The organism is Pseudactinotalea sp. Z1732 (genome assembly GCF_049724975.1).
Lineage (GTDB): Bacteria > Actinomycetota > Actinomycetes > Actinomycetales > Beutenbergiaceae > CALKWS01.
The window spans coordinates 370,840-385,720 of record NZ_JBMPQC010000001.1 but is presented as its reverse complement, the minus strand read 5'-3'; the positions used below and the strand labels follow the sequence as shown (position 1 = coordinate 385,720).

Sequence of the window (14,881 nt, the reverse complement as noted above, 5' to 3'; positions counted from 1 at the left end):
CCTCCTACGCGCCGGCGGAGTCGTCGTCGACTCGTTCGGCAGCGGCCACCCGCTGCTGGACTCGACGAACCCGATCCACGTCTAGTTTGACGCTGCGGTCGAATCGGTAGATCCCGTTCTGCTCCTGGAACACGTCGGTGAGCTGGGTGTAGCAGTACCCGAACATGTTCGGGTCATCCAGCAGCACATCGGTGAGGCCGGCGAACCGGACGTGGAACTCCTCCTCATCGGCGACCCGCTGTCCGTACCCCCAGGACTCGGTGCGGTCGGTGCCGTCGGCCTCGGCCGCTTCGTCGGGGTTCCACCAGATGCCGCCGTACTCGCTGACGAAGTAGGGCTGGCCGGCGTAGGGCAGGGAGATGGTTTGTCCGTCATGGGTGTTGACGAACGGATCGCCGGTTGCCAGGCCGGCCTGCTGTTCGGCGAACGCCGCCGGATCCTGCTCGTAGGAGTGGGAGTCGTAGACGTCGGTCTCGGCCACCCGGTGGGAGTAGCCGGAAGCGTCGATGACCGGGCGGGTCGGATCGGTTGCCTTGGTGGCCAGGAACATCCCGCGAGTGACGTCATCGAGCACGGTGATCTCGTCGTGCAGCACCTGCCAGGTCTCGTTCAGCGGGCACCACCCGATGATCGCCGGGTGGTTGTAGTCGCGCTTGAGCACCTCGGTCCACTGGGTGATGTAGGAGGCGTCGGGGCGCTGATGGTCGCTGCGGTGACCCTGGGCGGAGCAGCCCCAGTCGGCGAACTCGCCCCAGAGCAGGTAGCCGCGCCGGTCGGCGTGGTACAGGAACCGCTCCTCGAAGACCTTCTGGTGCAGGCGGGCCCCGTTGAAGCCGGCCGCCAGGGACAACTCGATGTCCTCGACCAGGGCGGCATCGCTGGGTGCGGTCATCAGCCCGTCGGGGTAGTAGCCCTGGTCCAGTACGAGCCGCTGGAAGACGACCTCACCATTGAGCCGAACCTGGTTGCCGTCGATGCTGACCGAACGCAGGCCCGCGTAGGAGTCGATGGCATCGAGCACCGTGCCGGCTTCGTCCAGTAGTTCCAGGCGCACGTCGTAACAGAAGCCCTCCCCCACCTGCCACAACCGGACGCGGTCGGGCGGGACGGGCAGGTGCAGGGCGGGGGCCAGGTCCAGGTCGGCGCGTACCTGAGTGGCGACGACCTCGCCGTCGGCGTCGGAGACGACGGCGCGCACGGTCATTCCGCGCCGGTTGGCGCTGAGCGGTGCCACGACGCGGAAGGCCGATGCGGCCACATCCGGGGTGATCCGCGGACGGCGCAGGTGCACCTGGGGGACCGGCTCGAGCCAGACGGTCTGCCAGATCCCGGTGGTGCGGGTGTAGTGGCACTCGGAGTTGGCGTACTTGGTGGCCTGCTTGCCGCGCGCCTGGGGGATATGGCGCCGGTCCCGGGCGCGCACCACGATGGTGGCCTCCTGCCCGGGCTCGGCGACCCCGTGCAGGTCGGCGGTGAAGGAGGAGAACCCGCCGCGGTGGCGGGCTACCTGGGTGCCGTTCACCCAGACGGTGGCGTCGTGGTCCACCGCCCCGAAGTGCAGCAACACCCGCTGCCCGCTCCAGCCCGCCGGGATGGTCACGGTGCGCCGGTACCAGACGGCTTCCATGAAGTCGGTGTTGGCGACGCCGGAAAGTTCGGATTCCGGCGCGAACGGGACGGTGATCGCGCCGGAGAGTTCGGCATCGACGAGCCCGCGCTCCAGGCCGGAATCGCCGGGATCGACCTCGAACTGCCAGGTGCCGTTCAGGTTCAGCCAGTCCGAGCGCACCATCTGCGGGCGGGGGTACTCGGGGCGGGGGACGGCGGACGTGTGGTCGTGGGTCTGGTCGGGCGTGTGCTCGGGCATCGCATGCACCTTTCGGTACGACTTCAGTACAACGACTGCAGTACAACGTTGTAGGGCTGCACGGAAAGCATACTCGTGCCCACGGGAACGCGCAGCCATGGCCGCCGGGGTGCGCGGTCAGCGTGCCGGCGCGGTGCTGTCCCGGACGTGGATCTGATGCGGCAGCACGTGGACTTTGCCGGGACCGGCACTGCCCTCGATGCGGTCGAGCAGGAGGTCCACGGCGAGTTCGGACAGTGCCTGGAGATCGGGAGTGACGCTGGTCAGGCTCGGGTTGGCGAACCGGCCCTCCTCCGACCCGTCCCAACCCAGCACGGCCACATCCTCGGGCACGCGCAGCCCGGCCTCGCGCAGTGCTGCCATCACACCGATCGCCAGTTGGTCGTTGGCGCAGAAGATCGCGTCCAGGTGGTCGGTCCCGGACTTCGCCAAGAACGTCGAGATGCCGTCGTAGCCGGTGGCGCGTGAGTAGACCGTCGTCGGGAGGATCGTGGGCGTCATGGCGTTCCCGATCGCCTCCAGGTAGCCATCGCGCCGCAGGCTGCCCGCGCCGCTGGCGCTGCCCCGCCGCTGGTCATGGGGTGGATCCGGATCGGGGTGGGGGTCAGCGCCCAGGAACACGATCGCTCGCCGACCGGTATCCAGGAGGTGCTGGGTCGCCTCCCGCGCCGCAGCGACGTTGTCGATCAGGACGCGGTCCAGGGCCAGGTCCCTGGTCAGTTCGGCCAGGCCGTGTTCGCCGAGGACCACAGTGGGCAGCGTGGTGCCCGCACGGCGGATCTCCTCGGGGTCCAGTGACTGGGGGGAGTAGATCAGGCCGTCCAACAGGTGCACCCCGAAGCCGTCGGCAGCGTGGCGTTCCTGTTCGACCTCGGCGAGGGTCTCCTCGATCAGGACGGTGTAATCACGCTTCCCGGCGGCTTCGATCACGGCGTGGGCGAGGTCGGAGAAGTAGGGCAGGCGCAGGTCCGCCACGGCCAGCCCGAGGATCCGGCTGCGTCCCTGGCGCAGGTACCGCCCGGAGAGCGTGGGGCGGTAGCCCAGTTCGGCGATCGCGGCCTCCACCCGCGCCCGGGTCTGCGGACGCACTGGTGCGCTTTCGTTGACCACGTTGGAGACCGTCTTCCATGAGACGTTCGCCAGTGCCGCCACATCCTTGATCCCGGGACGGGAGCGGGAGCGCCCCTGCCCGGGCGTGGCGGAATCGGCACGAGACATCACCACAGTGTGCCGCACCCGGCCGTGGGTGCACCGGGCGCCCCGGGGTCTTGACACGGCGGGGGAACCTCGCCACCCTACTTGCAACGTTGTAGTGACCCGTGATGATGCGGGCCTCAAGGAGGTCGTCGATGACCAGATCCATGCCGCACAACGGCGCACCGTTGCCACCGCGCCCGTCCGCGGCGGGTCGCGGACTCACGGGACTCTCGCGGCGCGGGGTCCTCCAGGGTGCGCTCGGTTTCGGTGCCCTGGCCGCCGCGGGAACCTTGGCCGGCTGCTCGGGGAATGTGCGCACCGCCACGGCCGGAGGCCCGCTGGTGCGGGTGTGGGACCTGCTCGGCGGCTCCGACGGGGAACTGATGGACCACATCCTCGATGACGTGCGCGGCGAGGTCACCGACGCGGTGATCGACCGCACCACGCTTGCCTGGGGACCTCCCTACTACACCAAACTCGCCATGGCTGCCGCCGGAGGCCGGGCGCCGGAAGCGGCCATCGTGCACTTGTCCCGGCTCATCGGCTACGCCCCCGGCGGGCTGCTGGAACCGTTCGACCTGGACATGCTCGCCGAGGTGGGCATCACCGAAGCCGACTTCCCGCCGGCCCTGTGGGAGCGGGCCCTGTACGAGGGGGAGTTGTACGCCCTGCCCCTGGACACCCACCCGGTGATCCTGTTCTACGACCCGGCGGTTGCCGAGCAGGCCGGACTGATCGGCGACGACGGGCTGCTGACCGAGATCACCAGCCCCGAGGAGTTCCTCGACGCCGGCCGCGCACTCGCCGAGGTCACCGGGGACACCGGCATCGCCTATGGCTACCTCAACGATGGGGCGCAAGCCTGGCGGCTGTTCTGGGGACTGTACGGGCAGAAGGGCGCCGAGTACGACCTCACGCCCGGGCGCCCGGCCGAACTGGATGTCGACGCAGCCACGGAGATCCTGGAGTTCATGCAGTCGATGTTGGACGGCACCGTGACCGCCCCGAACAGCGACTACGGAAGCGCGATCGCCAACTTCAACACCGGGCGGGCCGGCGCCATCATCTCCGGCGACTGGGAGTTGAACAGCCTGCGCGGTGCGGTTCCCGATGTCTCCGCGGTGCCGCTGCCCATCATCTACGACCAGCCTGCGGCCTTCGGCGACTCCCACGCGTACGTGCTGCCGCGCCAGATCAGCCCGGACCCTGAGCGTCGGCGGGCTACGTATGAGGTCCTGGCCGCGATCCTGCGCGAGGGCAAGGCCTGGGCCGGCGCCGGGCACATCCCCACGCTCACCGAGGTGGTGGAGTCCCAGGAGTACCAGGAGATGACCCCGCAGGCCAACTACGCCGAGGCCGGCGAGTGGATTTTCCTGGACCCCCCGGTCTGGTTCACCGGATCGGGTTCGGACTTCCAGAACCGAATGTGTCAGGAGATGCAACGCGCGCTGCTCGGCCTGATCTCGGCGGAGGAGGGCGTGCAGAGCATGCTCGATGAGATGAACGTCCTGCTGTCCTCACCGGCACCGGCCTGACCCGGAGGGATCGATGGTTTCCACAACGACTTCAGCCCCGATGTCCGTCCCCCGCGACGTACGCCGGGCCCGACGTGAGGCCGAGCGCCGCGCCCAACGCCTGCACTCGGGGGGAAGCGGTTACTGGTTCCTGGCCCCCTTTGCCCTGGCGTTCCTCCTCTTCCTGGTCTGGCCGATCATCTACGGCATGTGGATGAGTCTGACCGACCGATCCCTGATCGGCCTGGAACCCTCGGTGATCGGCTTGTCCAACTACGCCGAGGCGTTCTCCGATCCGCAGGTCTGGCAGACGCTGTGGCAGACCGTCTTCTTCACGATCATCACCACGATTCCGCTGGTGATCGTGGCACTGGTGATGGCTTTGCTGGTGTACACCGGGCTGCCAGGGCAGTGGTTGTGGCGGTTCGCGTTCTTCGCCTCCTTCCTGTTGCCGGTCGTCGTGGTCACCGATGTGTGGTCATGGTTGTTCAACCCCGAGCTGGGTCTGCTCAACACCTGGCTGACCGCCGTCGGACTCGACCCGGTGGGTTGGCTCACCGACGAACGCGTGGCCATGTGGTCCATCGCGCTGGTGACCGTGTGGTGGACGGTGGGTTTCAACTTCCTGCTCTACCTCTCGGCGTTGCAGGCCATCCCCGAGCATCATTACGAGGCCGCGGCGATCGACGGGGCGGGGGCCTGGCGGCGGCTGTGGTCGATCACGCTGCCGCAGGTACGTCGGATCACCGGGGTGGTGCTGGTGTTGCAGATCCTGGCCTCGCTCAAGGTGTTCGACCAGATCTACCTCCTCACCGGTGGTGGCCCCGCCGGCTCGACCCGTTCGGTGCTGGTCTACATCTATGACACCGGCTTCGTGAACTACCGGCTGGGCTACTCGGCAGCGATCTCCTTCATCTTCTTCGCCCTGATCGTCGCGGTGTCACTGACCCGGTTGCTCGCAGCCCGAAGGGAGCCCTGAGATGGCGACGCAGTCCCTCGTCCTACCCGAGGTGGCCCGCCGGCGGGCGATCGTGCGCCGCGCGGAGAGCCGGCGCGCGACCAACCTGCTGCTCGGCTCCAGCACCGGCGGCAGAGTCCTCTCCGTGGCGGCGCTCATCCTGATGACCGTGATCTGGCTGCTGCCGTTCGCCTGGGCCGTGATCACCTCGTTCAAGTCCGAAGTCGACGCGGCCAACCCCGGGGAGCTCGTGCCCGAGGGCGGGTGGACCCTCGGCGCCTACATCGGCGTCATCACGCGCGGCGCCCTTCCCCTGTGGATGTTCAACTCCTTGCTGGTGGCCGTGCTGGTCACCGCTATCACCCTGATCATCTCGGCAATGGCGGCCTATGCCTTCTCCCAGTTGGTGTTCCGAGGCCGTGGCTGGATGTTCGCGGTCACGATCGCCTCGATCATGGTGCCCGCCCAGATCCTGATCGTGCCGCTGTTCCAGCAGATGCTGGTCTTCCGCATGGTGGACACCTTCGCCGGAATCATCCTTCCCCAGGTCGTGGCACCGATCATGGTGTTCATCCTGAAGAAGTTCTTCGACGGCATTCCGCGCGAACTCATCGACGCCGCCCGTGTGGACGGCGCCGGCACCTGGCGCACCTTCTGGACCGTAGTACTGCCGTTGTCCCGCGCGATCCTCGGGGCGGTGGGGATCTTCGTGTTCATCAGTGCGTGGAACAACTTCCTCTGGCCCTTCATCGTCACCACGGACTCGGCGCTGATGACCATCCCGGTGGGCCTGGCCACGGTGACCGAGACCTACGGCCTGCAGTACGCCCGCACCATGGCCGCGGCGCTGCTGGCGGCCCTGCCGCTGCTGGTGGTGTTCATGTTGTTCCAGCGCCAGATCGTGCGCGGGGTGGCCACCACCGGCATGGGCGGTCAGTAGGACCGCTTCGGCGTTAGGCAACGCCCGGAAGCCGGTTCGGGCGGCCGTACCCCGCCCGGCGGGCACATCACGGCCGCCCCGGTTAGCGTGGTGAGCGGACCTGATGACAGCGACGAAGGGAGAGCATGATGGCTGACCTGAGTGGAAAGAAGATCGCGTTCCTGCTCACGGACAACTTCGAGGACAGCGAGTTGACCAGCCCCTGGCAGGCGGTCACCGACGCCGGCGCCCAGGCGGTGCTCGTGTCGCCCGAGCGGGAGCGCGTCGAGGGCAAGAAGGGCCACACCCAGGACGTGGACATGCACGTGAGCCAGGCCAAGGCCGCCGACTTCGACGGCCTGGTGCTGCCCGGCGGCACCTCCAACGCCGATCACCTCCGGATGGACACCGACGCGGTCGACTTCACCCGGGACTTCTTCAACCAGCACAAGCCGGTCGGGGTGATCTGCCACGGCCCCTGGATCCTGGCCGATGCCGATGTGCTGAAGGGTCGCACGATCACCTCTTTCCCCAGCCTCAAGACCGACCTGCGCAACGCCGGGGCGACCTGGGTGGATGAGGAGGTCGTGGTGGACCAGGGTCTGGTGTCCAGCCGTACCCCGGATGATCTGCCCGCCTTCAACGACAAGATCGTGGAGGAGATCGGCGAAGGTAAGCACGCCGGTCAGACCGCCTGACCCCGCGGGCTCTGCCCGCCGCACAGCACCGCGCAGGACCGCATGTGCCGACCGGCGCAATCGGGGGTCCGGACACCCCGGGGGTCCGGACCCCCGCGGCTTCTTCGCGCGCACTCCTCGCACACTTCTGCCCACCCCCTGCCCCGACCCCGGGGCGGCGGTGGAACGATAGGGAGGGTGCCACCCGTAGCACGCTCACCGGAAGCCCTCTAGGGTGGCGGTATGGAATTCCGATACCTCGGCAACAGTGGTCTCAAAGTCTCCGAGATCACCTACGGCAACTGGCTCACCCACGGCTCCCAGGTGGAGAACGAGGTCGCCACGCGATGTGTCCAGGCGGCCCTGGATGAGGGCATCAGCACCTTCGACACCGCCGACACCTACGCCAACACGGTGGCCGAGGAGGTGCTAGGGAAGGCCCTGAAGGGTGAGCGGCGCGAGTCGCTGGAGATCTTCACCAAGGTCTACTTCCCCACCGGTCCGATGGGCCACAACGACACCGGGCTGTCCCGCAAGCACATCCGGGAGTCCATCGACGCCTCCCTCAAGCGCCTGGGCACCGACTACGTGGACCTGTACCAGGCGCACCGGTTCGATTACGAGACACCCCTGGAAGAGACCATGCAGGCCTTCGCCGACGTGGTCCGGGCCGGCAAGGCCCTGTACATCGGGGTGAGCGAGTGGACCGCCGACCAGCTCAAGGAGGGCCACGCGCTCGCCGACGCCCTCGGCGTGCAACTGATCTCCAACCAACCGCAGTACTCGATGCTGTGGCGGGTCATCGAGAGCGAGGTGGTCCCGGCCTCGGAGAAGGTGGGCATCTCCCAGGTGGTGTTCTCCCCGATCGCCCAGGGTGTGCTGACCGGCAAGTACAGCCCCGGCAAGGACTTCCCGGAGGGCTCGCGCGCCACCGACACCAAGGGCGGGGCTGACATGATCGCCAAGTTCCTCAACAACAAGACCCTGAAGGCGGTCGCCAAACTCAAGCCGATCGCCGATGAACTGGACCTGACCATGGCCCAACTCGCGGTGGCCTGGGTGCTGCAGAACCCCAACGTGGCCTCGGCGATCATCGGAGCCTCCCGGCCGGAGCAGGTGCGCGACAACGTCGGCGCGGCCGGGGTGAAACTGGACAAGTCGGTGCTGAAGAGGATCGACAAGGCCCTCGGCAAAGTCGTGGAGACCGACGCCTCGCTGACCCAGTCCCCGCCCGCCCGCCTGTCCTGAGTGCACGGCCGCACCCCGGAGGCCGGAGGCGTCGGCCTGCCGACGCCGGGCCGCGCGTTCGCCGACCGCACCTTCGACGCCGTGCTGTTCGACATGGACGGCACCCTGATCGACTCGGCTGCCTCGGCGCAGCGTTGCTGGCGCCGGTGGGCCCGTGAGTTCGGCCTGCCCGACGCCGAGACGTTCGAGGTGCAGCATGGGATCCCGGCCTCCCAGGTGGTCCCGACTCTGCTGCCCGCCGCGCAGGTGCAGGCCGGCGTCGCCCGGATCCTGGAACTGGAGATCGCCGATGCGACCGGAATCCCCGTGCTGCCCGGCGCCGAGTTCGCACTGGGCTCACTGGGCCCGGATCAGGCAGCGATCGTCACCTCCTGCACCCATGCGCAAGCGTGGGCGCGTATCAACGGTTCCGGGCTGGAACCACCCGAGGTGGTGATCACGGCCGACGACGTCGAGCGCGGCAAGCCATATCCTGATCCGTTCCGCCTGGGTGCTCAGGCGCTCGGTGTGGATCCGGGTCGGTGCCTGGTGATCGAGGACGCCCCGGCCGGGGTCACCGCGGGCCTGGCCGCCGGGTGTGCGGTGCTGGGGGTGGGTGGCAGCCACGGCTTGTCCCTGCTCGGGCAAGCCCACGCCGGGGCCAGCGGACTGGACCGGGCGAGTTTCGCCGTCGGCCCGGCCGGGATCGCCGTCGGCGACCGCACCCCGCCGGCTGGGTAGCCGGGGGCGGACGTACGCCGGCCGGGCGCGACCCGTGCGGGCCGGCCCGGCCGGTTGGTGTGTCCGGGGGTCCTCAAGTGCGGGTGATCACGGCTTACTCGGCCTGCTCGCCCCCGGCCCGCGCCGGGGCACCCGTGTTGATGGCGATCTGGCGCGGTGTGGCGCCGGCGTAGGCACCGGCCACGCGCACGGTGAGGATCCCGGCGTCGTAGTCGGCGCTGATCTGGTCGGCACCGACCGAACCCGGCAGCCGGAAGGTGCGCTCGAAGGAGCCATAGCGGATCTCCCGAACGGTGGCGTTCTCGGCCGACTCCTTCGTCGCGTGGCGCTCACCGCGGATCACGAGCCGTCCGTCGGTCACCTCCACGGTCACGTCGGAGTCGATGTTCACGCCGGGCAGTTCCAACCGCACCAGGGCGTCCTCACCCTCGCGCACCACCTCGGCGGCCGGGGTGTACCCGGTCGTGGCCAGGGCGTGGGTGCCGAAGGCGTTGCGAACCAGGGCGTCGAACTCGGCGGCGGGGTTGCGGCGGGACCACAGGGAAAGAGTGCTCATCGTATTCCTCCAGAAGATTGACAGTTCACGCACGAACACGTGCCACCCAGTTCAACTTGAGCGGGGTCGGCTCAATTCCACGATTCGCTGACAGCGGATCCCCGCACCCGGCGCCGTCACCGGCTACTTCTGAGGGGTCTGCGACGTCCCGTCCGGAGCGGCCGAAGCCGCTACCGTCGCCTCGGTTCCCGGGGTGGACCCCGACGTCGCTCCGGCCACCCGGGACCGGCGGCGCCGGCGCAGCACCAGGATGAGCGCCAGCAGGGGCACCCCGACGATCGCCAGCCACGGCGCCAGCACGCCGGCGAGGACCAGCAGGGCCGAGACGAAGGAGATCATGGCGTGCCATCCGGTCTGTAGCCCACCGGTGAAGCCGTCGGACTCGATCGCCGGCGCCCGCTCTGCCGTGAGGTCCACGTGCACGGTGGACATGGCGACCTGGTCGGACAGGTACGCCCGCTGTGAGCGCAGCGACTCCAGTTCGCCCTGCCGCCGGCTCAGGGCCTCCTCGGCCGCGATCAGGTCCGCGCTGTCCTCGGCCTCGGCCATGATGTCCAGCAACCGGTCGGTCGATGTCTCCAGCGCCTCGATCCGGGCGTCGAGGTCCTGGGCGACCTGGGTGACGTCGTCGGAACTCTGGCTGATCTGGCGGATCTCGCCCACTTCGTCCAGGTCGTCGAGGAAGTCATCCAGATCGGCGGCGGGAATACGCACCGTCAACCACCCGCTGGCCGGGTAGTCGTCGTCACCGTCGTTGTCCGCCGCGTGCACCGAACGCTGGTCCACCCGGCCGCCGGCGGTCTCGGCCAGGCGTACCACCTCGTTGGCGCTCGCAGCGGGGTCGGACACCACGATGCTCACCTCGGCGGTGGTGATGACCTCCCGGACGGAGATGTCACCGGAGGGCTGGCTGGGGACGTGGCCGTCATCGGCGGCGTCGGCGTAGCCCCCGGCCTCGTCGTAGCCGGCGTCGGCGTCCATCGCGGGCTCGCGGTACTCCCGGGTGGCTTCCACCGTCTCCGGTGCGCCCCCCGAGTCCGTACCGGTGCTCCCGCACCCGGCGAGGCCCAGTCCCGCGACCATGGTTGCGGCGGCGATCAGTCCCGCGTGTCTCATCGGCTATCCCCTTGTACGTGGTCGGTGTGTGATGACTGCTCTGTGTCACCATCGCGACCACTGTTGCGGCGGCGGGGGACCGTTACCGATTTGAGAGCAGGGCCGCGGTGCTTCAGATGCCCACGTCGGTCCAGCGGGCGTGGTCCGCGGCGCTGGCCAGCACCGCCTCCAGCAGGTGCTGCACCCCGGTGCCCTCGGCGAATGAGGGTTCCGGGTCGGTTCCGGTGGCGATCGCCTCCAGGAAGTCCCGGGCCTGGTGGATGAACGCGTGCTCATAGCCCAGCCCGTGCCCGGGCGGCCACCAAGCCTCCACGTAGGGGTGGGTCGGTTCGGTCACCGGAATGGTGGTGAAACCGGACAGATCCCCTCGGGAAGCGTCGTAGTACTCCAGGGCGTTCATGTTCTCGAAGTTGAACGCCAGGGTGCCGTCAGAGCCGTTGATCTCCAGCATGATCCGGTTCTTGCGCCCGGTGGCGAACCGGGTGGCCTCGAAGGTGCCGAGCGCCCCACCGTCGGTGCGGGCGAGCAGCACCGCGGCGTCGTCGACGGTCACCTCTCCCATCGGTGCGTCCGCCTGTGCCGTCGCGGCGCCCAGGGCGCCGCCCCCGTGCGCGAGCGGCCGACGACGAACGAAGGTCTCGGTCTGCGCGGCCACCCCGGTGATGCGCTGGCCGGAGACGAACTGGGCGAGGTCCAGGATGTGCGCCCCGATGTCACCGAGCGCACCGGAGCCGGCCCGCTCCTGCTGCAGACGCCACACGAGCGGGAAGTCGGGGTCCACGATCCAGTCCTGCAGGTACTGGCCGCGGATGTGGCGGATGGTGCCGATCGCGCCGTCGGCGACCATCCTGCGCATCAGCGCCACCGCGGGCACCCGCCGGTAGGTGAACCCAACCATCGAGCGCACCCCGTTGCCTGCCGCCGAGCGGGCGGCGGTGGTCATCCGGGTGGCCTCGGCCAGGGTGTTGGCCAGCGGTTTCTCGCACAGCACGTGCTTGCCCGCCTCGAGGGCGGCCAGGGCGATCTCGGCGTGGGTATCACCGGGGGTGCAGATGTCCACCAGGTCCACATCGTCACGGCGCACCACCTCGCGCCAGTCGGTGGCCGACTCCTGCCATCCCAGGGTGGCGGCCGCCTCCGCGGCTCGCGCCGGGTCCCGGCCCACCAGCACCGCCATCTGGGGATGCACGTCGAGATCGAAGAAGCGGTGCACCGCCCGCCAGGCCTGGGAGTGGGCGGCACCCATGAAGGCGTGCCCGATCATTGCCACCCGCACCGTCGCGGTCATCGCCGGTTTCCTTTCGTCGGGGTTCTCAGTTCAGGGCTGGGTCATCGCTGAGCGGGACCGGTGCCGGGCGCTCGCAGGTGCTGTGCACCGTCAACACCGCCTGCTGCTCGGCTGCTTGGGCGATCCGGTCCATCACCTCGTGGACGTGGAAGCCGAGTTCGGCGCTCTGCCGGTGCGGTCCGCCGTCGTCGACCGCCCGGGCCATGTCAGCGAGGCCGTAACCCCGCCCGGCGTCCCGGTAACCGGCCAGGGGAGCCACCGGGGTGAACTCCGAGCCGACCCGGCCCAGCCGCACGTCGCCGTCGAACTGGTTCGGGTCGGGCACGGCGATGCTGCCCTCGGCCCCGTAGACCTCGATCCGGGGTACCTCGGTGGCGACCACGTCGAAACTGACCACCAGGGTGGAGATGGCGCCACCGGCGTGCTGCAACAGCGCCGAGGTGAAGGTGTCCACGCTCACCGGAAGTACCTCACCGGCGCGCGGTGCGCCCTCGGGAACGATCCGCTCGGTACGGGCGCGACCGGCCATCGCCGCGACGGTGCGCACCGGGCCGAGCATGGTGACCAGGGCGGTCAGGTAGTACACGCCCATGTCCAGCAGCGGGCCACCGCCCGCGGCGTAGTAGTAGGCGGGGTTGGGGTGCCAGAACTCGTGCCCGGGGGCCAGCATGAACGCCGTGGCGCCGACCGGCGCTCCGATCCGGCCCTCATCGACCAGTGCCCGGGCGGTCTGGATGCCGGTGCCCAGCACGGTGTCCGGAGCGCTGCCCAGGCGCAGGCCGGTGTCGGTGGTCGCGCTCATGAGTTCCTCCGCCTCGGTGGGTGTGGTGGCGAAGGGCTTCTCCAGGTAGACGTGCTTACCCGCCTCGAAGGCGGCCAGCGCGAGCGGGGCGTGCGCGGTGGGCGTGGTCAGGTTCAGCACCACATCGACGGTGTCCGCCTGCAGCAGGTCGGTCACCTGCAGCGCGGGAACTCCTTCGGCGTCGGCCACCGCGCGGGCGGCGGGCTCGTGGACGTCGCTGACGGCGGTCAGGTTCAGGTTGCCCAGCCGGCGCAGGTTGTCCAGGTACTGGCGGGAGATGTTGCCGCAGCCGATGATCCCGACGTTCAGCGGCTGGCCCACAACAGCCCTCTGCGCACGATGGTGCCCACGTTGTCGTCCCGCAGGATGTCCACGCGGTGACCGGGGGTGCACACGAAGATGCGCCCGGCACCCCACAGCCTGGTCCACACCGCGGGTGAGGTGACCTCCCGGTGCCAGGGGTCCCAGGGGCGTACCTTCTGGGTGGTGGTGGCCAGCACGTCGTTGTAGTCATCGGCCAGGACCCAGTACTGCTCGGTGACCAGGTCGAAGTCGGAGATGCCGGCGGTGATGGGGTGGTTTCGGCCGGCGCCGGTGATCTCGATGGTGTGCGGGACGTAGTTGTCGTCCATGTGACCGCGGCGTTCCTCCGGGGCCTTGCCCGGGTGGGTAGCGAACTGCCCGCCCACCAGGTGCAGGTAGTCGGAGTTGTTCCGGTAGGAGTCGGCGATGCCGCCGTGCCAGCCGCCGAAGCCGGTGCCGGCCTCGATCGCGGCGCGCAGGCCGGTGAACTGCCCATCGGTGATGGTGTTCATCGTGTTGCACTGCATGATCAGATCGATGCCGGCCATCAGGTCGGCGTCGGCATAAGGCTCGGGCGACTCGTGAACCTGCACCTCGAAGCCGTGCTCGCGCAGGAACGGGATGAATTCCTCGGTGGCCTCGATGGGCTGGTGTCCGTCCCAACCGCCGCGGACCACCAGGGCGTGGCGGGCGCGGCTGCTGTCGAAGTCCGGCAGAGTTCGGGGGTCAGTCATGGGGTCGCTCTTCACCGTCGGGAGCAGGGCACGAGAGTAATCCTAGCGGATTTGTTCTGGACGCCAACGAAATAGGCCGACAGTGCGCCGACGCGAGCGATCTCGGCCCGCCCGACACGTCGATTTTCCCTGGGCGTCCCTCGCCCGATCCGGCAGGATGAGGCCGGTGAACGACGTCAGGAACCTGATCGACCCGAATGGTCGGCCGGTGACCAGAGCAGACCTGGCCGCGGATCTGCGCGGTCTGGGACTTCGCCCCGGTGATGTCGTGCTGGTGCACAGCAGTCTGCGCTCGATCGGCTGGGTGGCCGGTGGCACGTTCGCCGTGCTGCAGGCGCTGCAGGACGTGCTCACCGATGCCGGCACGCTGGTGGTGCCCACGCATACCTCCGGCCTGACCGACCCCGCAGGCTGGGCAGCACCCGCGGTACCGGAGCATTGGTGGCCGGTGATCCGCGGCGAGATGCCGGCATTCGACCGGCGCCGTACGCCCAGTGAGCACATGGGCCTCATCGCCGAGACGTTACGAACCTGGCCCGGGGTGCACCGCAGCAACCACCCGCACGTCTCCTTCGCCGCGTGGGGCGCGCAGGCCGAGAGGGTGACCGCGGGGCATCAACTTGCCTGGTCCCTCGGCGAGAACTCACCGCTGGCGCGGGTCTACGAACTGGGTGGCCGGACGCTGCTGCTCGGCACCACCAACTGCACCAGTCTTCATCTGGCCGAGGCCCGCGCCGGCACCTCGCCGGTGACTCGCCAGGGCGCGCCGGTCAACCGCGACGGCAGGCGCGAGTGGGTCACCTTCGAGGACTGGGACTACGACGACGAGGCGTTCGAGGCCATCCTGGCCGACTTCTGCCGCGCCTACGATGTTCAGCCCGGCAGCGTTGGGTCCGCACGGACCCTGTTGATCGACCAGGTATCGCTGGTCGACTTCGCCGAGGAGGCATTGCGCCGCGCCGGGTGAGTGTCATGCACTCGA

Annotated in this window: 14 protein-coding genes; 7 read left to right on the top strand and 7 right to left on the bottom strand. The window is 69.1% G+C overall.

Translation table 11 applies throughout. The features are described from left to right. Positions 1-4: 4 nt before the first annotated feature. Positions 5-1,867, bottom strand: coding sequence for a glycoside hydrolase family 2 protein (locus ACPL7H_RS01835; protein WP_424795456.1), 1,863 nt, complete (start codon positions 1,865-1,867; stop codon positions 5-7). A gap of 117 nt (positions 1,868-1,984) precedes the next feature. Then, positions 1,985-3,085, bottom strand: a complete 1,101-nt coding sequence (locus tag ACPL7H_RS01830) for a LacI family DNA-binding transcriptional regulator (RefSeq protein ID WP_424795455.1) — start codon at positions 3,083-3,085, stop codon at positions 1,985-1,987. A gap of 131 nt (positions 3,086-3,216) precedes the next feature. Here ACPL7H_RS01830 and ACPL7H_RS01825 point away from each other — a divergent pair, with 131 nt between their 5' ends. From ACPL7H_RS01825 to ACPL7H_RS01800, 6 genes are all read left to right on the top strand, one after another. Beyond that, positions 3,217-4,599: an extracellular solute-binding protein gene (locus ACPL7H_RS01825; RefSeq protein WP_424788696.1), complete on the top strand. Its 1,383-nt coding sequence runs from the start codon at positions 3,217-3,219 to the stop codon at positions 4,597-4,599. 40 nt (positions 4,600-4,639) lie between these two features. Further along, on the top strand, positions 4,640-5,557 hold the full coding sequence (locus ACPL7H_RS01820) for a carbohydrate ABC transporter permease (protein WP_424788695.1): 918 nt from the start codon (positions 4,640-4,642) through the stop codon (positions 5,555-5,557). Position 5,558: 1 nt separating this feature from the next. Next, positions 5,559-6,476 carry a carbohydrate ABC transporter permease gene (locus ACPL7H_RS01815; RefSeq protein ID WP_424788694.1) on the top strand — a complete coding sequence of 306 codons (918 nt, stop codon included), beginning with the start codon at positions 5,559-5,561 and terminating at the stop codon, positions 6,474-6,476. Between the two features lie 128 nt (positions 6,477-6,604). Next, positions 6,605-7,153, top strand: coding sequence for a type 1 glutamine amidotransferase domain-containing protein (locus tag ACPL7H_RS01810; RefSeq protein WP_424795454.1), 549 nt, complete (start codon positions 6,605-6,607; stop codon positions 7,151-7,153). Between the two features lie 222 nt (positions 7,154-7,375). Beyond that, positions 7,376-8,380 carry an aldo/keto reductase family protein gene (locus tag ACPL7H_RS01805; RefSeq protein ID WP_424795453.1) on the top strand — a complete coding sequence of 335 codons (1,005 nt, stop codon included), beginning with the start codon at positions 7,376-7,378 and terminating at the stop codon, positions 8,378-8,380. After that, positions 8,381-9,100 (top strand): HAD-IA family hydrolase, encoded by a 720-nt coding sequence (locus tag ACPL7H_RS01800; RefSeq protein WP_424795452.1) that lies wholly within the window; start codon positions 8,381-8,383, stop codon positions 9,098-9,100. A 94-nt stretch (positions 9,101-9,194) separates the two neighbouring features. On the opposite strand, the gene ACPL7H_RS01795 is transcribed toward ACPL7H_RS01800, so the two are convergent. From ACPL7H_RS01795 to ACPL7H_RS01775, 5 genes are all read right to left on the bottom strand, one after another. Continuing rightward, the gene (locus ACPL7H_RS01795) at positions 9,195-9,656 is read right to left on the bottom strand and encodes an Hsp20/alpha crystallin family protein (RefSeq protein WP_424795451.1); all 462 of its coding nucleotides are present in this window, start codon (positions 9,654-9,656) and stop codon (positions 9,195-9,197) included. Positions 9,657-9,779: 123 nt separating this feature from the next. Continuing rightward, a complete protein-coding gene (locus ACPL7H_RS01790; RefSeq protein ID WP_424795450.1) occupies positions 9,780-10,772 on the bottom strand; it encodes a DUF4349 domain-containing protein in 993 nt (330 codons plus the stop codon). A 112-nt stretch (positions 10,773-10,884) separates the two neighbouring features. Continuing rightward, positions 10,885-12,060 (bottom strand): Gfo/Idh/MocA family protein, encoded by a 1,176-nt coding sequence (locus tag ACPL7H_RS01785; RefSeq protein ID WP_424795449.1) that lies wholly within the window; start codon positions 12,058-12,060, stop codon positions 10,885-10,887. 25 nt (positions 12,061-12,085) lie between these two features. Beyond that, complete coding sequence (locus tag ACPL7H_RS01780; protein ID WP_424795448.1) at positions 12,086-13,183, bottom strand: Gfo/Idh/MocA family protein; 1,098 nt, start codon at positions 13,181-13,183, stop codon at positions 12,086-12,088. Beyond that, positions 13,168-13,899: a ThuA domain-containing protein gene (locus ACPL7H_RS01775; RefSeq protein ID WP_424795447.1), complete on the bottom strand. Its 732-nt coding sequence runs from the start codon at positions 13,897-13,899 to the stop codon at positions 13,168-13,170. The genes ACPL7H_RS01780 and ACPL7H_RS01775 overlap by 16 nt, the downstream gene beginning before the upstream one ends. Before the next feature lie 166 nt (positions 13,900-14,065). Between ACPL7H_RS01775 and ACPL7H_RS01770 the strand changes: the two genes are divergently transcribed. Then, positions 14,066-14,866 (top strand): aminoglycoside N(3)-acetyltransferase, encoded by an 801-nt coding sequence (locus ACPL7H_RS01770; protein WP_424795446.1) that lies wholly within the window; start codon positions 14,066-14,068, stop codon positions 14,864-14,866. Positions 14,867-14,881 lie beyond the last annotated feature (15 nt).